The organism is Herbaspirillum camelliae, assembly GCF_001929405.1.
GTDB classification, from domain to species: Bacteria; Pseudomonadota; Gammaproteobacteria; order Burkholderiales; family Burkholderiaceae_D; genus Herbaspirillum; species Herbaspirillum seropedicae.
In genome coordinates this window covers 3,004,395-3,026,828 of sequence record NZ_KV880769.1, presented here as the reverse complement: position 1 = coordinate 3,026,828, position 22,434 = coordinate 3,004,395, and the positions used below count along the sequence as shown (strand labels likewise).

At 61.6% G+C, this 22,434-nt stretch carries 19 protein-coding genes; 11 read left to right on the top strand and 8 right to left on the bottom strand.

Annotated elements, in window-relative coordinates; all coding sequences use genetic code 11:
* Positions 1–153: 153 nt before the first annotated feature.
* The 4 genes from BGK68_RS13430 to tkt form a co-directional block, all read right to left on the bottom strand.
* Entirely contained in the window at positions 154–690 is a 537-nt protein-coding gene (locus BGK68_RS13430) for a hypothetical protein (protein ID WP_075257512.1), read from the bottom strand.
* A 237-nt stretch (positions 691–927) separates the two neighbouring features.
* A complete protein-coding gene (gene gap, locus BGK68_RS13425; RefSeq protein WP_075257511.1) occupies positions 928–1,941 on the bottom strand; it encodes a type I glyceraldehyde-3-phosphate dehydrogenase in 1,014 nt (337 codons plus the stop codon).
* Between the two features lie 203 nt (positions 1,942–2,144).
* On the bottom strand, positions 2,145–2,672 hold the full coding sequence (locus tag BGK68_RS13420) for a GNAT family N-acetyltransferase (protein WP_198937201.1): 528 nt from the start codon (positions 2,670–2,672) through the stop codon (positions 2,145–2,147).
* Between the two features lie 14 nt (positions 2,673–2,686).
* The gene (gene tkt, locus BGK68_RS13415) at positions 2,687–4,687 is read right to left on the bottom strand and encodes a transketolase (protein ID WP_267889741.1); all 2,001 of its coding nucleotides are present in this window, start codon (positions 4,685–4,687) and stop codon (positions 2,687–2,689) included.
* A gap of 194 nt (positions 4,688–4,881) precedes the next feature.
* Here tkt and BGK68_RS13410 point away from each other — a divergent pair, with 194 nt between their 5' ends.
* From BGK68_RS13410 to BGK68_RS13400, 3 genes are all read left to right on the top strand, one after another.
* A complete protein-coding gene (locus BGK68_RS13410; protein WP_075257508.1) occupies positions 4,882–5,607 on the top strand; it encodes a 16S rRNA (uracil(1498)-N(3))-methyltransferase in 726 nt (241 codons plus the stop codon).
* Between the two features lie 286 nt (positions 5,608–5,893).
* Positions 5,894–7,726: an allophanate hydrolase gene (gene atzF, locus BGK68_RS13405; protein ID WP_083657806.1), complete on the top strand. Its 1,833-nt coding sequence runs from the start codon at positions 5,894–5,896 to the stop codon at positions 7,724–7,726.
* Between the two features lie 90 nt (positions 7,727–7,816).
* The gene (locus BGK68_RS13400; RefSeq protein ID WP_075257507.1) at positions 7,817–8,521 is read left to right on the top strand and encodes a GntR family transcriptional regulator; all 705 of its coding nucleotides are present in this window, start codon (positions 7,817–7,819) and stop codon (positions 8,519–8,521) included.
* Positions 8,522–8,889: 368 nt separating this feature from the next.
* Here BGK68_RS13400 and BGK68_RS13395 read toward each other — a convergent pair whose 3' ends face one another.
* The gene (locus tag BGK68_RS13395; protein ID WP_143433044.1) at positions 8,890–9,819 is read right to left on the bottom strand and encodes a hypothetical protein; all 930 of its coding nucleotides are present in this window, start codon (positions 9,817–9,819) and stop codon (positions 8,890–8,892) included.
* Complete coding sequence (locus tag BGK68_RS13390) at positions 9,816–10,913, bottom strand: hypothetical protein (RefSeq protein WP_075257505.1); 1,098 nt, start codon at positions 10,911–10,913, stop codon at positions 9,816–9,818. Before BGK68_RS13390 ends, BGK68_RS13395 begins: the two co-directional genes overlap by 4 nt.
* A gap of 468 nt (positions 10,914–11,381) precedes the next feature.
* Here BGK68_RS13390 and BGK68_RS28530 point away from each other — a divergent pair, with 468 nt between their 5' ends.
* The 7 genes from BGK68_RS28530 (at position 11,382) to BGK68_RS13360 (ending at position 18,956) form a co-directional block, all read left to right on the top strand.
* Complete coding sequence (locus BGK68_RS28530; protein WP_267889710.1) at positions 11,382–11,513, top strand: hypothetical protein; 132 nt, start codon at positions 11,382–11,384, stop codon at positions 11,511–11,513.
* A complete protein-coding gene (locus BGK68_RS13385; RefSeq protein ID WP_075257504.1) occupies positions 11,510–12,487 on the top strand; it encodes a bifunctional riboflavin kinase/FAD synthetase in 978 nt (325 codons plus the stop codon). Before BGK68_RS28530 ends, BGK68_RS13385 begins: the two co-directional genes overlap by 4 nt.
* A 123-nt stretch (positions 12,488–12,610) precedes the next feature.
* On the top strand, positions 12,611–15,505 hold the full coding sequence (ileS, locus tag BGK68_RS13380; RefSeq protein WP_075257503.1) for an isoleucine--tRNA ligase: 2,895 nt from the start codon (positions 12,611–12,613) through the stop codon (positions 15,503–15,505).
* Between the two features lie 74 nt (positions 15,506–15,579).
* Positions 15,580–16,095 carry a signal peptidase II gene (gene lspA / locus BGK68_RS13375; protein ID WP_075257502.1) on the top strand — a complete coding sequence of 172 codons (516 nt, stop codon included), beginning with the start codon at positions 15,580–15,582 and terminating at the stop codon, positions 16,093–16,095.
* Positions 16,096–16,126: 31 nt separating this feature from the next.
* Positions 16,127–17,323: a bifunctional phosphopantothenoylcysteine decarboxylase/phosphopantothenate--cysteine ligase CoaBC gene (gene coaBC, locus BGK68_RS13370; RefSeq protein WP_075257501.1), complete on the top strand. Its 1,197-nt coding sequence runs from the start codon at positions 16,127–16,129 to the stop codon at positions 17,321–17,323.
* 74 nt (positions 17,324–17,397) lie between these two features.
* Positions 17,398–17,847 carry a dUTP diphosphatase gene (gene dut / locus BGK68_RS13365; protein ID WP_013233420.1) on the top strand — a complete coding sequence of 150 codons (450 nt, stop codon included), beginning with the start codon at positions 17,398–17,400 and terminating at the stop codon, positions 17,845–17,847.
* An 11-nt stretch (positions 17,848–17,858) separates the two neighbouring features.
* Positions 17,859–18,956 carry a M48 family metallopeptidase gene (locus BGK68_RS13360; RefSeq protein WP_233149311.1) on the top strand — a complete coding sequence of 366 codons (1,098 nt, stop codon included), beginning with the start codon at positions 17,859–17,861 and terminating at the stop codon, positions 18,954–18,956.
* A gap of 297 nt (positions 18,957–19,253) precedes the next feature.
* Here the strand turns inward: BGK68_RS13360 and clpA are convergent, their stop codons facing one another.
* Both clpA and clpS read right to left on the bottom strand, forming a co-directional pair.
* Positions 19,254–21,557 carry an ATP-dependent Clp protease ATP-binding subunit ClpA gene (gene clpA, locus BGK68_RS13355; RefSeq protein ID WP_013233418.1) on the bottom strand — a complete coding sequence of 768 codons (2,304 nt, stop codon included), beginning with the start codon at positions 21,555–21,557 and terminating at the stop codon, positions 19,254–19,256.
* A complete protein-coding gene (clpS, locus tag BGK68_RS13350) occupies positions 21,554–21,868 on the bottom strand; it encodes an ATP-dependent Clp protease adapter ClpS (protein WP_013233417.1) in 315 nt (104 codons plus the stop codon). The genes clpA and clpS overlap by 4 nt, the downstream gene beginning before the upstream one ends.
* A 338-nt stretch (positions 21,869–22,206) precedes the next feature.
* On the opposite strand from clpS, the gene cspE reads away from it, so the two are divergent.
* The gene (cspE, locus tag BGK68_RS13345) at positions 22,207–22,413 is read left to right on the top strand and encodes a transcription antiterminator/RNA stability regulator CspE (RefSeq protein ID WP_006463169.1); all 207 of its coding nucleotides are present in this window, start codon (positions 22,207–22,209) and stop codon (positions 22,411–22,413) included.
* The last annotated feature ends 21 nt before the right edge of the window (positions 22,414–22,434 follow it).

Genomic DNA, 22,434 nt, shown 5'->3' with positions numbered 1-22,434 from the left:
CGCCGCGGCAGAATCGGCTGGCGTCGGGCTGACCGGCGGTTTCCCCCTGCCGGTTGATGGAAAAATGCCCCGCAAGCGGAGCATCGCAAGCGGGGCATCAGATGTTACCGGCTGGCAAACAGGACTGCAACCGTCCTGCGCGTTTATCCCAGCTCAATATTTGGGCGGCGTCTTCTCATCGCGGCTGGCGCGGCGGTCGCTGCCGGTGTCGCGTGAGGACGAGCTCTCGCGGTCGCGCGAACGGGCGCTGTCGCGGCTGGAATCGCGTTCGCGGGCGCGGTTGCTGCGATCGCTGTCCTTGCTGTCCTTGGCATCTTTGCTGTCCTTGGCATCTTTGCTGTCCTTGCCATCCTTGCCCTTGGCGTCGTCCTTGGCGGCATCAGCCTGCGCAGCGGGCGCCGTGACCGTCTGGATGCCCTTGGCGGCCATGTATTCGTGCATGTCCTTCCAGCCGGCGAAGATACCCGCCTTCAGGGCGTCGGGATTGCGCTGGTAGCAGTCTTCCAGGCTCTGGCCGGCCTGGCGGCAGCCCGCGCCAAGCGCGATGCCCTCGGCCTTGGCCTCTTCCGGGGTCTGCTTGGGCTTGGAAAAGCTGCTGATGTAGTCGCACGCAGACAGCGAAAAGCTGACGGCGGAAATCAGGGCCAGGTTGGCCAACAGGCGACGGGCCTGGGATGAGCTTGCTGACATGCGTTCCCTCGTTGGGTCGGTTGCTCTTGTTGTTGACGGGCCATGCGGCCCATGGCGGCAAATGGACAAAAGGCCATTGCAAGCGACGCTCGCAACAGCCTTCTGATCCTTTTGCAGGCTGATCCATCTATTTTCACCGCGGCAAGCAGGCTTGCATACGAGGAAAAGAAGCCGAAACAGCCCTGAAATTGACGCTCCCGACCGAGGAACCCCGGCCGGTGCGCCAGAACACGCGTCTTACTTGGCGTTGGCCAGGGCGACGGTGGTGTCCAGCATGCGGTTGGAGAAGCCCCACTCGTTGTCGTACCAGGACGACACCTTCACCAGGCGGCCGGAGACCTTGGTCAGGGTGGCGTCGAAGTTGGACGATGCCGGGTTGTGGTTGAAGTCCACCGAGACCAGCGGGTCGGTGTTGTAGGTCAGGATGCCCTTGAGCGGACCGGATTCGGAAGCGGCCTTCAGGATGGCATTGACTTCATCCACGGTGGTGTCGCGCGAGGCCACGAAGGACAGGTCGACGATGGACACGTTGATCGTCGGCACGCGGATGGCGTAGCCGTCCAGCTTGCCGTTCAGTTCCGGCAGCACCAGGCCGACGGCGGCAGCAGCACCGGTCTTGGTCGGGATCATGGACTGGGTGGCCGAACGGGCGCGGCGCAGGTCTTCGTGGTACACGTCGGTCAGCACCTGGTCATTGGTGTAGGCGTGGACGGTGGTCATCAGGCCGTTTTCCAGACCGATCTTGTCATGCAGCGGCTGCACCAGCGGAGCCAGGCAGTTGGTGGTGCAAGAGGCGTTGGAGATAACGGTGTCGGAGGCCTTGAGCACGCCGTGGTTGACGCCGAAGACGACGGTCGCATCCACGTCCTTGCCGCCCGGCGCCGAGATGATCACCTTCTTGGCGCCGCCCTTGATGTGGGCGCTGGCCTTTTCCTTGGTGGTGAAGAAGCCGGTGCATTCCAGCACCACGTCCACACCCAGCTCGCCCCAGGGCAGCTCGGCCGGGTTGCGCTGGGCCAGCACCTTGATGCGGTCGCCGTTGACGACGATGGAGTCGCCATCCACGGTCACGGTGCCGGGGAACTTGCCGTGGGCGGTGTCGTACTGGGTCAGGTGGGCATTGGTCTTCGGGTCGCCCAGGTCGTTGATGGCAACGATCTCGATGTCGTGCTTCTTGCCGCCTTCGTAGTGGGCGCGCAGGATATTGCGGCCGATGCGGCCATAACCGTTGATTGCAACACGAATTGCCATGCTCTTCTCCTTAAGTAGTAAAAATCAATGCAAACCGGTAGTCGGGAAAGCGACCTGTCCGTCAGCTTGCGCCCCGTGGGCGCCACCAGGCGGACATGAATCCTTCTTTTCCGGCCTTTTTGTTCAGTTGTTCTTGCCGTCGCTGCCTGCCCTGCTCATCTTGCCGATCGATCCCATAGCGGGCACACCCGGCGCTCACCCGCTCAGGAGTGAAGCTTGCGCCAGACGAAACCAGTCTCGTCGAGTTCACTGCCATCATCCCAGGTGAACGTTTGTTCATAAAGCCTTTCGGCCCCGAGTGACTCGAAAAATTCCCCTGCGCCTTCATTCTTGCTCAAGACCCAGGCCATCAGGCCGGTCGCACCAGCGCTGATGAGGGTGGCGGCGACGTTGGCCAGCAGGCGCTTGCCGATTCCCTTGCGCTGCTCATCGGGCAGCACGCAGATGGCGGTCAGCTCGGCGTCGCAGCCAAAGCGCGACTCGGCCAGGGTCATGCCGGAAGCAAACCCGATGATCTCGCCGCCGCTCTCGGCCACAAAGGTGCAGGCAGCATCCGAGGACGCTTCCAGCACCTGCTCCCACAGCTTGACGCTTTCCTCGGGCTTCAAGTGATCGAGGTAGCTGTCGGGCACCAGGCCGCGATAGCTGGCGCGCCAGGCATCGATGCGCACGCCAGCGATGGAGGCCGCGTCGCCCTTCTTGGCGCGACGGAACAGAACGTCTTCAGTCATGGACGGCGCACTGTTCAAGCCAGCACTGCCTTGGCCTTGGCCACCACGTTCTCGACGGTGAAGCCGAAGTGCTTGAACAGCACGCCAGCCGGGGCCGATTCACCGAAGGTATCGATGCCGACCACGGCGCCTTCCAGGCCGACGTACTTGTGCCAGAAGGCGGTCACGCCGGCTTCGATGGCCACGCGCGGCACGCCGCGGGTCAGCACGGAAGCCTTGTAGGCTGCATCCTGGCGGTCGAACACGTCGGTCGAGGGCATCGACACCACGCGCACGGCGATGCCTTCGGCGGTCAGCGCATCAGCGGCCTTGGTGGCCAGTTCGATTTCGGAGCCGGTCGCCATCAGGATGACCTTGGCGTTGGGCGCATCGCGCAGCACGTAGCCGCCACGGGCGATATCCTTGACCTGGGCGTCGGTGCGCTCCTGGAACGGCAGGTTCTGGCGCGAGAAGATCAGGGTGCTGGGGCCATCGTGACGCTTGATGGACTCGGCCCAGGCCACCGCGGTTTCGGTGGTGTCGCAGGGACGCCAGTTGTCCAGGTTGGGGATCAGGCGCAGGCTAGAGACGTGTTCCACCGACTGGTGGGTGGGGCCGTCTTCGCCCAGGCCGATGGAGTCGTGGGTGAACACGAACAGTGCACGGATCTTCATCAGCGCGGCCATGCGCAGGGCATTGCGGCTGTAGTCCGAGAAGGTCAGGAAGGTGGCGCCGAAGGGCAGATAGCCGCCATGCAGGGCGATACCGTTCATGATGGCGCTCATGCCGAATTCACGCACACCGTAGTTGATGTGGTTGCCGCGCTGGTCGGCGCGCACGGCCACCGATTCCTTCCAGTTGGTCAGGTTCGAGCCGGTCAGGTCGGCCGAGCCGCCCAGGAATTCCGGCAGCGCCTGCGCATAGGCCTGGATGGCGTTCTGGCTGGCCTTGCGGGTGGCGATGGTTTCCTTCTTTTCCAGCGTGGAATTGATGTAGGCGGTCACGGTCGATGCGAACGCGGCCGGCAGCTCGCCCTTGAGGCGGCGCAGCAGTTCGGCGGCTTCGCTCGGGTATTGGGCGGCGTAGGTGTCGAAGGTCTGCTTCCAGCTCGCTTCGAAGTCGGCACCGGTGGCCTTGGCATCCCAGGCGGAATAGACATCGGCCGGGATCTCGAAGGGAGCGGAAGTCCAGCCCAGCGCTTCGCGCACGGCGGCGATTTCCTTGTCGCCCAGGGCGGCGCCGTGGACCTTGTCGGTACCGGCCAGGTTGGGCGAACCCTTGCCGATGACGGTACGGCAGCAGATCAGGGTCGGCTTGTCGGCCAGCTTGGCCTGGTGGATGGCGGCGCTGACGGCTTCGACGCTGTGGCCGTCCACGGCCGGGATGACGTTCCAGCCGTAGGCTTCGAAGCGCTTCGGGGTGTCGTCCTTGAACCAGCCTTCGACGTGGCCGTCGATGGAGATGCCGTTGTCGTCATACAGCACGATCAGCTTGGACAGGTTCAAGACGCCGGCCAGCGAGCAGGCTTCGTGCGAGATGCCTTCCATCAGGCAGCCGTCGCCGACGAAGGCGTAGGTGTAGTGATCGACCACGGCCAGGCCGGGCTTGTTGAATTCGGCGGCCAGCAGCTTTTCAGCCAGCGCCATGCCCACCGCATTGGTGATGCCCTGGCCCAGCGGGCCGGTGGTGGTTTCCACGCCCGGGGTGATGTGCACTTCGGGGTGGCCGGCGGTCTTGGAGTGCAGTTGGCGGAAGGACTTGATGTCCTCCATCGACAGGTCGTAGCCGGTCAGGTGCAGCAGCGCGTATTGCAGCATGGAGCCGTGGCCGTTGGAGAGCACGAAGCGGTCGCGGTTGGCCCAGTGCGGATTGGCCGGATTGTGGCGATAGTGCTTGGCCCACAGGGCTACTGCGATTTCCGCCATCCCCATCGGCATGCCCGGGTGTCCGGAATTGGCTTTTTGAACTGCGTCCATCGCCAGCGCGCGGATCGCGTTGGCCATCTTGTCGGTGGGGAGAGTGGAAATCATGTCGATGTCTGAGTTTGCTTTGCTGGAAGCGCCGCCTGGCGCACAAATCGGGGTTCTGAAGCCAATCCACCCGCCCCGGAAGGCCGAGGCAAGTGCGGGGCCGTATTTTACCAGAGTGCGCCGGGGGGATTAAAATTCAGGGCCAGCCACATGGCTGTATTGACAATGTTTCCCCCGCTCACTGCCCTCAGGACCCGCCCATGCCCCGTTTCCATCTCCCGCAAGCCCTCGGTATCGGTTCGGACCTGGTCCTGCCGGAGCAGATCGCCCATCACATCCACGTGCTGCGCCTGCAGCCGGGCGACGCCATCACCCTGTTCAATGGCGAGGGCGGCGAATACACCGCCACCCTGAGCGCCATCGAGAAGAAACGCGCCCACGCGCAAGTGAAGACCTTTTCCCCCCGCGAAGCCGAGCTGCCCTATGCGCTGACCCTGGCCCAGGCCTTGCCGGAAGGCGCCAAGATGGACTGGATCGTGGAAAAGGCCGTGGAACTGGGCGCCACCGCCCTGCAGCCGCTGGCCGCCCAGCGTTGCGTGGTGCGACTCTCGGGCGAGCGTGCCGAGAAGAAGCAGGCGCACTGGCAAGGCATCATCCACGCCGCCGCCGAGCAATGCGGGCGCAACCGCCTGCCCCATCTGGGGGAAGTGACCGAATTCAAGCGCTGGATCGCCCAGAGCGACCTGCACCGCCGCATCCTGCTCTCGCCGCGCGGCGCCGAGCCGTTGTCGGGCTGGGCGCGCCACCATCCACCGCAGGCCGTGACGCTGGTGGTCGGCCCGGAAGGCGGCTTCAGCGACGAGGAAGAGGAACTGGCCTGCGCCCAAGGGGCGCTGATGCTCTCCATGGGCAGCCGTGTGCTGCGCACCGAGACAGCGGGGCTGGCCGCGCTGGCGGCTTTGAACGCGGTGTGGGGCGAGCTCTGAGCGGTTTTCCCCTCGCCATGGAGCCTGTAGCGCCTAGACCGGGCAACCGGTCTGCCGCCTGAACGTACGTAAGCTATTCTCCCCCTCCCCAAAGGAGCGCAGGCCTCACCAATTTGATTCGCCGCTGCGTCCCCTCACCCGCTGAACCCACCGATGCCATCCGGCAAGGATGGCCGTCCCGCCCTTCCCCGCCTGGCTTTGCCAGGACCAGCCAGGTCCAGGCAGCGATCTGGCATGGCTCCTGCTTAACGATATTCAATCTTGTATTCAAGTTTGAATATCCAACATGAAGCCTTCCCAGACTCCGCAACAAGTCGCTGCCGCTGCCCCTTCCACCATCGCCGCCACCCTGGCCGCCTACCGCAATGGCAGCAGCAGCCCTGGCAAAACCGTGGCCAGCTTGCTGGCGCAGATCGAGCAGGCCGACCGCGATGAAGTCTGGATCAGCCGTGTGCCGGCCAATCAGCTGAAGCAGCAGGCCGCCGCGCTGGACCTGATGTGGCAGATCAAGGGCGAGGCGGTCCTGGAGAGCATGCCCTTGTTTGGCATCCCCTTTGCCGTCAAGGACAACATCGATGTGGCCGGCATGCCCACCACGGCGGCCTGTCCCGAATTCAGCCGGGTGGCAGAGACCAGCGCCACGGTCGTCCAACGCCTGCAGGCGGCCGGTGCGCTACTGGTGGGCAAGACCAACCTGGACCAGTTCGCCACCGGCTTAGTCGGCGTGCGCTCGCCTTACGGCGCGGTACGCAATGCGATTGCCCCGGATTACGTCTCGGGCGGCTCCAGTTCCGGTTCCGCTGTGGCAGTGGCGCTGGGCCAGGTGATGTTTGCGCTGGGCACCGATACCGCCGGCTCGGGGCGCATTCCCGCTGCCTTCAATCATCTGGTCGGACTCAAACCCAGCCGGGGCCTGATCAGCACGCAGGGCCTGGTGCCGGCCTGCCGCACCCTGGACTGCATCTCCATCTTTACCCACGACGTCGCCGATGCCTGGCATGTGCTGCACAGCGCCGCCGGCTACGACACTGCCGACGCCTATTCGCGCAAGCTGCCCATGCTGGGGCTCAAACGCCGGGGCTATCGCATCGCCATCCCGGCCACCACCGAGTTCTACGGCGACCTGGCCGCCCAGGATGCCTGGGACCGCACCCTGACCCGGATCGCCGAACTGCCTGGAGTAACCCTGGCGCGGATTCCCTTTGCGCCCTTCGCCGATGCTGCGCGCTTGCTGTATCAAGGGCCGTGGGTGGCCGAGCGCCGCGCGGCGCTGGGGGATTTCTTCGTGGAGCAGCCGCAGGCCGTGCATCCGGTGGTGCGCGAGATCACCGCCCAGGCCGCCGACTATGACGCCGTGGCAGCCTTCCAGGGCCAGTACCGCCTGGCCGACCTGCGCCGTCAGGCCGAGCAGTTGCTGGAAGGCGCTGACCTAATGCTGGTGCCGACTACCACCGGCATGCCTACCATCGCCGACGTCCAGGCCGATCCGGTAAGGCGCAACTCGCAACTGGGCTACTACACCAACTTCGTCAATCTGATGGACATGTCCGCCCTGGCCATCCCCGGCCTGTGGAGGAGCGACGGCCTGCCCGCCGGCGTGACCCTGATCGGTCCGGCCGGCGCCGACCACTTGCTGGCTGAAGCCGGAGCGCGCCTGCAGCAGCAGCTCGGTGGTGCGGCCCAGGCCGACGCCATTGCTAGCGCGCCCCTGCCCTTCACCGAAGAGACGATCCGGCTGTGCGTGGTCGGCGCCCATCTGAGTGGCCAGCCGCTGAACTGGCAGTTGCTGGAAGCAGGCGCGCGCCGTCTGGCCAGCACCCGCACCGCACCGCGCTATCGTCTCTATGCCCTGGCCAACAGCGCGCCTCCCAAGCCGGGCCTGGCGCGTACCGAAGGCGCAGACGGCGTAGCCATTGCCGTGGAAGTCTGGGAAATGCCGCTGCGCCATTTCGGCGCTTTCGTGGCCGCCATTCCCGCGCCACTGGGCATAGGCACGGTGGAGCTGGAAGACGGCAGCAGCGTCAAGGGCTTCATCTGCGAGCCGGCCGGCATTGCCAGCGCCACCGATATCACCCGGCATGGCGGCTGGGTCAACTATCTGAATTCTCTGCACCGGTGACTATGCGCTGCCGGTCAAGGAAGCCGAAGCTGCCCACTTAGGCTTGATGACCTGAGTTGACTCCCCCAAGAACATCCGAATGATCGCGCCATGACTGTCACCCTCGCCAATGCGCTTGCCGAACAGGTCTATCACCGGCTCAAGGACGATATCTTCAGCTTCCGCCTGCTGCCGGGCGACAATTTCACCGAGACCGAGATGGCGCAGCGCCAGGGCGTCTCACGCACACCCTTGCGCGATGCGCTGTTCCGGCTGCAGCGCGAAGGCTATCTGGAAGTGGGCTTCAAGCGTGGCTGGAAGGTCTGTCCGATCGACTTCGACCGGCTCGATAATCTCTATGACCTGCGCATCGTGCTGGAAATGGCTGCGCTGGACAGACTCTGCAGCCAGCCGGAGGCCAGCGCTGAACTGACGCAATTGAACGCCATCTGGCTGGCCGAACCCGATGCGCGCCAGACCGATGCGGTCAAGGTGGCCCAGCTCGACGAGGCCTTCCACACCAACCTGGTCGCAGCGGCCGGCAATGAGGAGATGACGCGGGTACATACCGAGGTCACGGAAAAGATCCGCATCGTGCGCCGGCTGGACTTCCTGAAGAAAAAGCGCATCGACGCCACCTACGAGGAACACGGCAAGATCCTGCAGTTGATTGCCAAGCGCAAGGCCACCGAAGCCCAGATCCTGCTGCGCGCTCATATCACGCAGAGCAAGCTGGAAGTCCGGAAGATCACCATCTGGATGCTGGCCGAGGCGCGGCAGTTGCAGGAACCGGAGGCGGTGTTGACGCAGCTGTAAGAGAGGCGCGTGAGGATTTCGACGTCACCATACTGGCCTTTTAGGCGCTTGGGCGTCGTACCATTGCGGGCATCGCCGTGTGCCGGTGCCGTGCTTCTCCTAACCGAGATACTCGGTCGATTCCGCCTGTAAGGCGGAATCAACAGTAAGCTTCAATACCCCCTGGACAGGGCGTTTAGGCCACCTGACGTGCAGACGCCCGTCAAGACGGCTTCGTATGGATGTTAGTGCTTCAGCTTTACTTTGGACGGGGAAAGCCGATGCGATCCATCGTCATCAACTGGAATTGGCGAGTTCGCCGACACAGCGTTGTGAGTGCTGCCTCGTTCAGCATCATCCGATATCTTCAACGAATCACGCTGACTTTTCTAGCGCTGCGATTCAAGTACCTCATTGTAGTCAACCGTCTGTTGATCGACGAAATCAGTTGCGCGTCTCATCCTTTTGGGCAGATCAATCTTAACTTGCTCTTGAATTCGTGTTCCATCGCTGTTCTCTTTAATAGAGAAGGCAACCATCTCAGCAGCGTCTTGGCCAGCAGGGACCTTTCCTAAACTCCGGAATCCCACAAACACCTGGTTTTCCTGCGCATCCTTGCCCAAAATTCCAGTAGCGTCGTCTCTCTTTACCAGGGGCTTACCGCTGAACATCGCTATTTCTTCGATAGTTCTCTTATAGTGTCCGGTATTACCCTTCCCACCACGACCGTCACTGAAGAATTCTGCAATCCTGGCAGGATCTTCACTCTCCAGGCCATTCCAGAACTTTTTTTCCGGCAACCCATTGTAGACTCTCGAAAAGACGGCAATTCTCTGTTTATGCGGGAACGAGAATTCCTTCTCTGAACTAGAGAGGAATTTCTCTATTTTCCTAACGTTGGCTTCATAGTCTGGGGACGCTATTTCCATCACCCGAGAAGCGGCTGATTTAGAAAGGAGCTTTGACACATCCGTTTCAACAATTCCGCCACGACCGTCTTCCTGCTTCAACTTCAGTAGCGTTCGATTGCCCCCCTCTGTCCCCATCACAAACGACTTTTCCAATTCCGTTTCGTCCCCCTTCGCTTTGACAATTGCGGCCATTACCTTCTTAAACAGCTCCGGATCAGAAGATTCCTTTGCGACAAGCGCAACCGATTTTTCTTGAACAACCTTGTTCTGGTAAAGCAAAGTTCCGATACCAATCGTCGGGTTTCCATTCTTGTCGAGATAAACCATCGGACGATTACCCTCGCTCTTCTCCAGAAAATTAGCAAGTTCAGAGAAGTACTTTTCAGTTTTTTGCGTAGGCATTTTCACTTAGGCCTTCTGAAATTGAAGATGCAGCTATAACTATAAGCATCCTCCTTAGATTGAATATCAATAGGCTGACTGTACCCACCGAAGGTCTCTCCAGCGCTCGTCACAGACCAGTATCTTGAGAACTCCTTTTCCACCTCTTTCACCAGGACATATCCTTCTCCCGCACGTCCGTTTAAGGACTGAACGTTACCAATGGACTTATGGGCGTTCATATCATGGAAACCGGCGAATCTCTCCCGGCTATAGGTACCAAATTCCAATGCAACGATCCGCCCTCCGACCCGCGCCAGAAGAACTCTCTGCAGTGCCGCTCTATGGGATGGATAACCTAGCGCGTAGAACGGATCATCGGCATAGCATCCTTGGATCTGCAAGTTCTCAGTTGCAGGCTCTCCTCCACCATCTTTTTCCTGATATATCGAGAATCCATGCACCATGATCTTGGATTCGGGAACCGGCCCATCGGTGTTTTGTGGATCAATCCGCTCTGAGCCGTCGGGCTTCAACATTTCAACGTAGATATTCGTTCGATCCCGCATACGTTCCGAATAAGCGCGGAAGGTGTAGCCCTCCCAGCCCTTGGCATCGATGTTGGTGCCAATCACAGCATCTGGTTTGGAAGGAGAAAAACTGAACGCAGCCGAAGACACCAGATCACTACAACGCCGAGGCGCCACCGCGGCATCCAGAATGACCTTCAATTGCCGCGTGGTTCCGCGGGTACTTCGGAAGATCGGCTCAGGGAACGTAATGTCCTTCTTAACGAAAATTTCTTCAGACAACTTGCGACAGTATTTTTGCTGAGCCGGCCAATTGACGTCCCAATTAAATGCGGTCGCACTTTTCGCCACCCTGATATTTCTCGCGTCGAAGATGTGTTTGAAGAATTCTTTTCTCCTGTTGAGTATCAGCTTTTCATCCGCAGCCTCACGGGACTCATCCACCGCGAACTTGTTGGTTTCACATTTTTCTGCATCCTGGGATTGAACCTCAGGTATCCGTCTGCCGTCTTCGTCTGCCGCACTCGATATGGCTTCGACAGGAATAATCATGCTCGCTAGCATAAGAAGCTTTACCAAACGTTCTTTCATTTCCTCTCCACATAACAAGCTAGTTCACGAAACCATTTGATAGCACCAGATTGCACTGTTCTCTCCCCTGCCAATGATCGAACAAGGTCCAATGGAGAGAAAAGATGATCCGACATTTCACAGACGAGATGAACACCCTCATCCTCTGGAATCCAATTCCGATGGATTTGTTAAAAAACTTTTGAAGACGCCGTCGTCGCAGTTCTAGGCGTACGGATATGGATGGATCTTCAACTTCTATAGATGGGCCACATAGACCTCCGCCGTTGCGGTCGGAGCACTTGTCGATGGGTGAATAAGGCAACAGCAAGGAGGTGAAAAACCTTCGGCAAAGAGTCAAAGGCATCTTTTTCGGTCGGGAATACGCTGACCCAGCCTAACTTGGGCACTTTGGGGGATCTGGTATGCCCACCGTTGCACATGTCCTCAGAAGGAATCAACCAGCCTCAAATATTTCACCAAAGAAACATGGAAACTGCCTTGGATATCCGCGCCTGGCAGCTTGATCGCCCCGATCCCGCCACCAAATCAAGGAAAGCCTCCGAAACCATTTATAATGGAAGGCTTTTGCAACAACGCATCTATCCAGCGGCTCAATGAAGGTATTTCGCGGACTTCCCACAGCCGAATCGCGCGCCCCGTGCGCGCTGACCATCGGCAATTTCGACGGCGTGCATCTGGGCCACCAGGCTCTCTTGGCGCGCGTGCGCGAGGCCGCCGGCAAACTGGGGCTGGACGCGGCGGTGATGACCTTCGAGCCGCATCCGCGTGAATTCTTCGCCCAACTGGCCGGCACGCCCGAACGCGCCCCGGCGCGCATCGCCAACCTGCGCGACAAGCTCGAAGCACTGGCCAACTCCGGCATCGACCGCGTGGTGGTGGAACACTTCGGCAGCCATTTCGCCGCCCTCTCCCCGCAAGACTTCATCGAGAAGATCCTGGTGCAGGGCCTGCACGTGCGCTGGCTCATGGTGGGCGACGACTTCTGCTTTGGCGCACGCCGCGCCGGTACGCTGGACACCCTGATCGCAGCCGGCAAGCAGTACGGCTTCGAGGTCCACGCACTGCCCACGGTGACCAATGCCGGCGTACGCATTTCCTCTTCGGCCGTGCGCGCCGCCCTGGCCCAAGCCGATTTCGACCTGTCACGCCAGTTGCTGGGCCATCCCTACGCCATCAGCGGCCGCGTCGTCCACGGCAAGAAGCTGGGCCGCACCATCGGCTTCCCTACGCTGAACATGCGCGTGGGCCACAAGCATCCGGCGCTCTCGGGCATCTTCGTGGTGCAGGTGCATGGACTGGCCGAGCAGCCGCTGCCGGCCGTGGCCAGCCTGGGTGTGCGTCCGACGGTGGACGACAGCGGCCGGGTGCTGCTGGAGACCCATCTGCTGGACTTCAAGGGCGATTGCTACGGCAAGCTGGTGCGCGTGGAATTCCTCAAGAAGCTGCGCGACGAAGAGAAGTACGTCGATCTGCCCACGCTGACGGCCGCCATCGCGCGCGATGTGGACCATGCGCGCGCCTGGTTCCGCGAGAACGCCGGTTTCGCCGTCTCGGCCACCGACCGAATTTGAACGCTGGGCGGCAGCCGGAGCCCTGCTCCCGCTGCTGTCCAGCCGCCCCATCCTGCATCTCGCCAGCGCGCATCCTGCCGCGCGCGGCTGTCGAATCAACCTGCATTCAACGAAAGCCTTGTCATGTCCAACAACGAATCCTCCGCCAAACCCGGCAAACCGGAAAAAGCCGGCAAAGCCCCCTCCAAGTACCCGGTCAACATGACCGAGACCGCCTTCCCCATGCGCGGCGACCTCGCCAAGCGCGAGCCGCAATGGGTCAAGCAATGGCAGGAGAAGAAGGTCTACGAGCGCATCCGCAAGGCATCGGCAGGTCGTCCCAAGTTCATCCTGCATGACGGCCCCCCGTATGCCAACGGCGAGATCCATCTGGGCCATGCCGTCAACAAGATCCTCAAGGACATGATCGTCAAGGCGCGCAACATGGCCGGCTTCGACGCGCAATACGTACCGGGCTGGGATTGCCACGGCATGCCCATCGAGATCCAGATCGAGAAGAAGTACGGCAAGAACCTGCCGGTGGCCGAGGTGCAAGCCAAGGCACGCGCCTACGCCAATGAACAGATCGAGCTGCAGAAGAAGGATTTCATCCGCCTGGGCGTACTCGGTGAATGGGACAACCCCTACAAGACCATGAACTTCTCCAATGAAGCCGACGAGCTGCGCGCGCTCGGCAAGATCCTGGAGAAGGGCTATGTCTATCGTGGCCTGAAGCCGGTGAACTGGTGCTTCGACTGCGGCTCGGCCCTGGCCGAGGCCGAGGTGGAATACCAGGACAAGCGCGACCCGGCCATCGACGTCGGCTTCCCCTTCGCCGAACATGACAAGCTCGCCACCGCCTTCGGCCTGACCGAGCTGCCGACCCGCCACGGCTATATCGTCATCTGGACCACCACGCCCTGGACCATCCCGGCCAACCAGGCGCTGAACGTGCATCCCGAATTCGAATACGCGCTGGTGGAAACCAGCCGCAATGGCCAAGCCACACTGCTGATCCTGGCCAAGGACCTGGTGGCCTCCTGCCTGGAGCGCTTCGGCCTGGAAGGCAAGATCATCGCCACCACCACCGGCGAGAAGCTCTCGCTGATCCGCTTCCATCATCCGCTGGCCAAGGCCGACGCAGGCTACGACCGTCTGTCGCCAGTGTTCCTGGGTGATTACGTGACGGCCGATAGCGGTACCGGCATCGTCCACTCGTCGCCGGCCTACGGTATCGAAGACTTCATCTCCTGCAAGGCGCACGGGATGAAGGATGACGACATCCTCAACCCGGTCATGGGCGATGGTCGCTATGCGTCCTGGCTGCCGCTGTTTGCGGGACTCACCATCTGGGAAGCCTCCAAGCCCATCTGCGACAAGCTCGAGGAAATGGGCTCGCTGTTCAAGCTGGTCATGTTCAGCCACAGCTACATGCACTGCTGGCGCCACAAGAGCCCCATCATCTATCGCGCCACCTCGCAATGGTTCGCCAGCATGGACAACACGCCCAAGGATGGCGGCCCCAGCCTGCGCCAGACCGCGCTGCAAGGCATCGAGGACACCGCCTTCTTCCCCGGCTGGGGCAAGGCGCGCCTGCACGGCATGATCGCCAACCGTCCGGACTGGACCCTGTCGCGCCAGCGCCAGTGGGGGGTGCCGATGGCCTTCTTCGTCCACAAGGAAACGGGCGAACTGCATCCGCGCACGCCCGAATTGCTGGAACAGATCGCCCAGCGCATTGAGCAAGGCGGCATCGAAGCCTGGCAGGCGCTCGATCCCAAGGAATTGCTGGGCGACGAGGCCGACCAATACCTGAAGAACAAGGACACGCTGGACGTCTGGTTCGACTCCGGCTCGACCCATCAGACCGTGCTGCGCGGCTCGCACAGGCAAGAGCTGCAGTTCCCGGCGGACCTCTACCTGGAAGGCTCGGACCAGCACCGCGGCTGGTTCCACTCTTCGCTGCTGACCTCGTCGATGCTCAACGGCCGCGCCCCCTACAAGGCGCTGCTCACGCACGGCTTCGTGGTGGATGGCGAAGGCCGCAAGATGTCGAAGTCGCTCAAGAACGGCGTGGAGCCGCAAAAGGTGGCCGACTCGCTGGGTGCCGAAATCCTGCGCCTGTGGGTCGCCTCCAGCGACTACTCCGGCGAGATCTCGATCTCGGAGGAAATCCTCAAGCGCGTCACCGAAGCCTACCGCCGCATCCGCAACACCCTGCGCTTCCTGTTGGCCAACACCTCCGACTTCGACCCAGCGCAACACGCCGTGCCGATGGCCGAGCTGCTGGAAATCGACCGCTACGCCATCGCCAACATGGCGCGCCTGCAAGCGGAGGTGCTGGCGCACTTCGAGACCTATGAATTCCACCCGGTGGTGGCCAAGCTGCAGATGTACTGCTCGGAAGACCTGGGCGGCTTCTACCTGGACATCCTCAAGGATCGCCTCTACACCAGTGGCGTGGATTCGGCGGCACGCCGCTCGGCGCAGACTGCCGTCTGGCATATCACCCAGTCGCTGCTGCGCCTGATGGCTCCGATCCTGTCCTTCACCGCCGAGGAAGCCTGGAGCTTCTTCGCCGGCAAGGAAGCCTTCGAGGCCAGCGGCGAGACCATCTTCTCGCAGGTCTATTACGCTCTGCCGGAAGTGGCCGATGCGCAAGGCCTGCTGGCCAAGTTCGCGGTGCTGCACGAAGTGCGCGCCGCCGTGACCAAGCAGCTGGAAGAAGTGCGTATCGCTGGCAGCATCGGTTCGTCCCTGCAGGCCGAGGTGGAACTGAAGGTGGCGGGCGAGAAGGCGGCGCTGCTGGAAAGCCTGGGCGATGACCTGAAGTTCGTGCTCATCACCTCGGCGGCCCGCGTGACCCGCGTGGCTTCGGCGGAAGAAGAAGCTGTGGTGGTCACCCCCTCGACGCATCAGAAATGTGAACGCTGCTGGCACTATCGCGCCGATGTCGGGTCTCATGCCGAGCATGCGGGCCTGTGCGGCCGCTGCGTCAGCAACCTGTTCGGCCAGGGCGAGAAGCGGCAGTTCGCCTGATCCGGGCAGGACCGCCTTGCAAGCTGCCCGCTGCGACTTCACGCAGCGGGCAGCCTCATCAAACAAGAACATCCATGGCAACCAAAAAACGCTCTTCCTCTCCCGGCGCTTCCTCTTCCACCCAAGGGCTGCTGCCCTGGCTGGGCATCGCCACCATCGTGCTGCTGCTGGACCAGCTCTCCAAGATCACCATCCTCAAACTGTTCCACTACGGTGAATCGCTGCCGGTGACCGGTTTCTTCAACCTGGTGCTGGTCTACAACAAGGGCGCGGCCTTCAGCTTCCTGGCCGCCAGTGGCGGCTGGCAGCGCTACCTGTTCACCGCCATCGGCATCGGTGCGGCCGTGTTCATCATCCACCTGCTGCGCAAGCATCCCGGCCAGCGTATGTTCTGCTGGGCGCTGGCGCTGATCCTGGGCGGTGCGATCGGCAACGTGATCGACCGCGTGGTCTATGGCCATGTGATCGATTTCCTCGATGTCTACGTGGGCAACTGGCACTGGCCGGCCTTCAACATCGCCGATAGTGCGATCTGCGTGGGTGCGGTATTGTTCGTCGTGGATGAACTGCGCCGCGTCTCCAGGAAGTAAGCCTGCGGCGCGCCACATCAAGGAGCAAGCAATGGATCTGGCTGGCAAGAAAATCGTACTGGGCCTGACCGGCGGCGTGGCCTGCTATAAGGCGGCCATGCTGGCGCGCGAACTGGGCCGCGCCGGCGCCGCTGTCCATGTGGTGATGACCGAAGCGGCCACCCATTTCATGACCGCCGTCACCATGCAGGCGCTCACCGGCAATCCGGTCTATACCGACCAGTGGGATGCGCGCATGGACAACAACATGCCGCACATCAATCTCACCCGCGATGCCGACGCGGTGGTGATCGTGCCCTGCTCCACCGACTTCATCGCCAAGCTGGCCCATGGCGCCTGCGACGACCTGCTCTCCACCCTGTGCGTGGCTCGTCCTGCAAGGGTGCCGCTGATGGTGGCACCGGCCATGAATGTGGAAATGTGGCAGAACCCGGCCACGCAACGCAACGTACGCCAAATCAAGGAAGACGGCATCCTGCTGCTGGGACCGGACGCCGGTGCGCAAGCCTGTGGCGAGGTCGGCGAAGGCCGCATGCTGGAGCCGGTGCAACTGCTGGAAGAGATCGTCGCCGCCTTCCAGCCCAAGCTGCTGGCAGGCCGCCGCGTGCTATTGACGGCCGGGCCGACCTTCGAACCGATCGATCCGGTGCGAGGGATCACCAATCTGTCTTCCGGCAAGATGGGCTATGCGATTGCCCGGGCCGCCCGTGAGGCCGGCGCGGAGGTCACCCTGGTGTCCGGACCGACGGCGCTGGACACTCCCTACGGCGTGCGCCGCGTGGACGTGCAGACGGCGCAGCAGATGCATGATGCGGTCATGGCCCAGGTAGCCGGACAGGACCTGTTCGTGGCGGTGGCCGCCGTGGCTGACTGGCGTGTGGCCAATGCCAGCGCGCAGAAGCTCAAGAAGCAGAACGACGGGGATACGCCAGAGCTGCACTTTGTCCAGAATCCCGACATCCTGGCCACCGTGGCCGCCCTGCCCCAGCGCCCGTATTGCGTGGGCTTCGCCGCCGAATCGGAGAACCTGGAGCAATATGGCGCGGCCAAGCGGGTCAAGAAGAACATTCCGCTACTGGTCGGCAACATCGGCCACCAGACCTTTGGCCGCGACGACAATGCGCTCATGCTGTTCGACGCCCAGGGCCATACGGCGCTGCCGCGTGCAGACAAGCAGACCCTGGCCCGCCAGCTGGTGCGCGAGATCGCGCGCCGCCTGGCGGCCTGAGCCCTAGCGGCCTGCCGGCCACCAGCCTCGCAGGCCGTGTTTTTTTGTACCCTTTTGAACTCGACCAAGCATCCATGAAGACCATCGACATCAAGATCCTCGACCCCCGCATGAAAGACCAGCTGCCTGCCTACGCCACCCCCGGCAGCGCTGGCCTGGACCTGCGGGCCTGCATCGATGCGCCGCTGACGCTGGCGCCGGGTTCCACCCACCTGATCCCGACCGGCCTGGCGATCCATCTGGCCGATCCCAACTACGCAGCCGTGATCCTGCCGCGCAGCGGCATGGGCCACAAGCATGGCATCGTGCTGGGCAACCTGGTGGGGCTGATCGATTCGGATTATCAGGGCCAGTTGATGGTCTCGACATGGAACCGCGGCAGTACCGAGTTTGTCCTAAACCCCATGGAACGTCTGGCGCAGCTGGTGATCGTGCCGGTCCTGCAGGTCGGTTTCAATGTGGTAGAGGAATTCGACAGCAGCGAACGCGGCGCCGGCGGTTTCGGCAGCACAGGCAAACACTGATGGAGAACCGCATGCTCATATCCCCCCTGCCCCAATCCCCGTGGCAGAAACTGAAGACCCTGGCCGCCCTGGCGCCACTGGCCCTGCTGGCCGCCTGTGCTACGCAGGAACCGACCGTCAGCAGCCCGCCCTCGACGACCTGGCCCACCGCCACGGCACAGCCACCCAAGCCGGTGGCCACCACTCCCCAGCAGCAGCAGTTGCAGGAGCTGATCGCGCAGCAGGACCGCCTCTACCGTGTGGCCGCCCCGCTGTTGACCAGCAACGCCCAGCTGTGCCGCGGCAATGCCCGCAACCTGCTGGGCTTCACGGCCAAGAACCGCTATTCCTTCCCCATCGAGTATGCCGATACGGCGCGCAGCCTGGGCTATGACGACCGTCTGCAAGTGACCGGCGTGCTGCCTGGCAGCGGCGCGCAACAGGCGGGCATCCAGCGTGGCGATCTGCTCGTCTCGGTGGCGGGCAAGCCCATGCCGCAAGGCACCGACGCCGAGCGCCAGGCCGCCGTGCTGTTGAGCCCGCTGGTGGTCAAGAAAGCGCCGATCGCCCTGGGCGTACAGCGCAATGGCCAGACCAGCACCGTGAATGTGCCGCTGACCTTCGCCTGCGCCTTCAGCATCGAGCTGGGCAATGCCAGCAACGTCAATACCTATGCCGATGGCCGCCGCGTGCTCATCACTCGGGGCATGCTCAAGTTCACCCAGTCCGATGACGAACTGGCCTATCTGATCGCCAAGGACATGGCGCACAACATCCTCGGTCATGCGATCCGCCAGCGCATGGTCTCAACCATCGCCGAAGTGATCGACAACCTGCTGCTGCCGCATCCGGACCCGACCACGACCGCCGGCACCGCGGGTATCCGCGTCTATCCGCAGGACCTCGATGCCGCCGCGGATACGCTGTCGCTGTACCTGCTGGCGCGGGCTGGCTATAGCATCGACAACGTGCCGGCCTTCTGGAAGCGCCTGGCGGACCAGTATCCGGCCAGCGTACCCAATGGCTATACGGCGCTGCATCCTTCTACCACCTATCGCCTGGCGATGATCGAGAAGGTCACGCAGATCGTGAAGGCCAAGCAGGAGGCGGGCAAGCCGCTGGTGCCTTGATCAGCTGGTGTTGATGAGATCGACTTGAAGACGGCGCGGTGAAGACCGCGCCGTTTTTGTTTTTGTTGATCGCTTACTGAGGCGCGCGCCTTCGGCAGGGTCAGGACAGGCTTCGATACGCGGCGTTGCCGCTACTCAGGTCGAACGATCATCAGACCGCAAATTCCTTGGCATTGCACATTGACTCCCGTTCGACCTGAGTAGCCGCGCAACGGCGTATCGAAGGCGCTCCGAACTGCCGAACAAAAAAGCCACGCCGGTTTCCCGGCGTGGCTTGCATGGCTTGCTTGATGAGGCTTATTCGACTTCGAGCTTCTCTTGCGGTTCTTCCGGCGGAGACGAATCGTCGCCTTCGGGGAATTCCAGCTTGATCTGGTCCTTGTCGTCCATCTCCACCGTCACGCGGCCACCGCTGACCAGCTTGCCGAACAGCAGTTCGTCGGCCAGCGCCTTGCGGATCAGGTCCTGGATCAGGCGCGACATCGGGCGCGCCCCCATCAACGGATCGAAGCCCTTCTTGCCCAGGAACTTGCGCAGGCTGTCGGAGAAGACGGCTTCCACCTTCTTCTCGTGCAGTTGCTCTTCCAGCTGCATGAGGAACTTATCGACCACGCGCAGGATGATTTCCTCGTCCAGCGGGCGGAAGCTGATGATGGCATCCAGACGGTTGCGGAACTCCGGGGTGAACATGCGCTTGATGTCCGCCATTTCGTCGCCGGCTTCCTTCTTCTCAGTGAAGCCGATGGTGCGCTTCTGCAGGCTCTCGGCGCCCGCATTGGTGGTCATGATGATGATCACGTTGCGGAAGTCGGTCTTGCGGCCGTTGTTGTCGGTCAGCGTGCCATGGTCCATCACCTGCAACAGGATGTTGAAGATGTCGGGGTGCGCCTTCTCGATTTCATCCAGCAGCAGCACGGCATGCGGCTTCTTGTTGACGGCTTCGGTCAAGAGGCCACCCTGGTCGAAACCGACGTAGCCGGGGGGCGCGCCGATCAGGCGGCTCACCGCATGTCGCTCCATGTACTCGGACATGTCGAAACGCACCAGCTCGATACCGAGGATGAAGGCCAGTTGCTTGGCCACTTCGGTCTTGCCCACGCCGGTCGGGCCGGAGAACAGGAAGGAGCCGATCGGCTTGTCGGTCTTGCCCAGGCCGGCACGGGCCATCTTGATGGCCGACGACAGCGCTTCGATGGCCGGGTCCTGGCCGAACACTACGTTCTTCAGGTCGCGGTCGATGGTCTGCAGCTTGGCGCGATCATCCTGGTTCACGGACTGCGGCGGGATGCGGGCGATCTTGGAAATGATTTCCTCGATTTCCGGCTTGCCGATGGTCTTCTTCTGCTTGGACTTGGGCAGGATGCGCTGGGCAGCACCGGCTTCGTCGATCACGTCGATGGCCTTGTCGGGCAGGTGACGGTCATTGATGAAGCGCGCCGCCAGTTCGGCCGCCGAGGTCAGGGCCGAAGCAGAATACTTCACGCCGTGGTGTTCCTCGAACTTGGACTTCAGGCCGCGCAGGATCTGCACGGTCTGCTCCACGGTCGGTTCGTTCACATCGATCTTCTGGAAGCGACGCGACAGCGCGTGGTCCTTCTCGAAGACGCCACGGAATTCGGTGTAGGTAGTCGCGCCGATGCACTTCAGTTGACCGCTCGACAGCGCCGGCTTCAACAGGTTGGACGCGTCCAGCGTGCCGCCGGAAGCCGAACCCGCACCGATGATGGTGTGGATTTCATCGATGAAGAGGATGCCGTTGGGGCTGTCCTTCAATTGCTTCAACACGGCCTTCAGACGCTGCTCGAAGTCGCCACGATACTTGGTGCCGGCCAGCAGCGCGCCCATGTCCAGCGAATAGACGACGGCATTCTTCAGAATCTCGGGCACATCGCCTTGCGTTACGCGCCAGGCCAGGCCTTCGGCGATGGCGGTCTTGCCCACGCCAGCCTCGCCCACCAGCAGCGGGTTGTTCTTGCGACGACGGCACAGCGTCTGGATCACGCGCTCGACTTCGGACTCGCGCCCGATCAGCGGATCGATCTTGCCTTCGGCGGCGGCCTTGTTCAGGTTCTGGGTGAACTGGTCCAGCGGGCTTTCCTTCTGCTGGCCTTCGGCTTGCACGTCTTCCGCGCCTTCCGGGGCCTTCTGCGGATCGGCCTGCTGGTCCTTGCGCACCCCGTGCGAGATGAAGTTGACCACGTCCAGACGGGTCACGCCCTGCTGGTGCAGGTAGTAGACCGCGTGCGAATCCTTCTCGCCGAAGATCGCCACCAGCACATTGGCGCCGGTGACTTCCTTCTTGCCGTTGGAAGCCGACTGCACGTGCATGATGGCGCGCTGGATCACGCGCTGGAAGCCCAGCGTGGGTTGGGTATCCACCTCGTTGGTGCCAGGCACCGTGGGGGTGTTGTCGGTGATGAAATTGGTCAGCGTCTTGCGCAGATCGTCAATGTTCACCGAGCAGGCGCGCAAGACTTCGGCGGCCGACGGGTTGTCCAGCAGAGCCAGCAGCAGATGCTCCACGGTAATGAATTCATGACGCGATTGTCTGGCTTCGACAAAGGCCATATGCAAACTGACTTCGAGTTCCTGCGCAATCATGCTTCCTCCATCACGCATTGCAGGGGGTGCCCTGCCTTTCGAGCGTGGGTTAAAACGAGTTCCACTTTTGTGGATGCGATATCCTTGGGATACACACCACACATTCCCTTCCCATCTCGGTGAACCTTGAGCATGATCTGCGTCGCGGTTTCACGGTCCTTGTTGAAGTACTGCTGGATGACGGCGACGACGAATTCCATCGGCGTATAGTCATCGTTCAACAACAACACCTGGTACATCGGCGGCGGCTTGAGTTTGGACTCCTGCCGTTCGAGGACGGTACCTCCATCATTTTCGTGCTTGGTTGCCATGCGTTTGTTCGACCATCATAAGCTGTGCAACGCACAATGATCACGTAAGATCTAGATGAGATAGATATTACGCGTTTTCCGGACCTTGCGCAGATGACGATGATTTATCCTAAATCAAGGGCCGCGCCCCCCATCAAACAAACAAGCCTACAAACTTAAATCTGAAAACAGCTTGACTTTTGCATTTCGACCGAGAACAATGGAATTTCATCGGAAATCAGTTACATCTTGTTACTGTTGGCCGATAGAAGGGGGCACGGTTTAAGTGGGGCTGCGTGACGCGCGATGTTTCTTGCTTTAACGGCTCGTGTGATAGTTTATATTTGAAAGATGCTTTTATGGCAACAGGTACTGTCAAGTGGTTCAACGATTCCAAAGGCTTCGGCTTTATCACTCCGGATGACGGCGGCGAAGATCTGTTCGCCCACTTCTCCGCAATTCAGATGAACGGCTTCAAGACCCTGAAAGAAGGTCAAAAAGTCCAGTTTGACGTCACGCAAGGCCCGAAGGGCAAGCAAGCATCGAACATCCAGAACGCCGCCTAAACCCCGGTTTTCTCTGAAAAG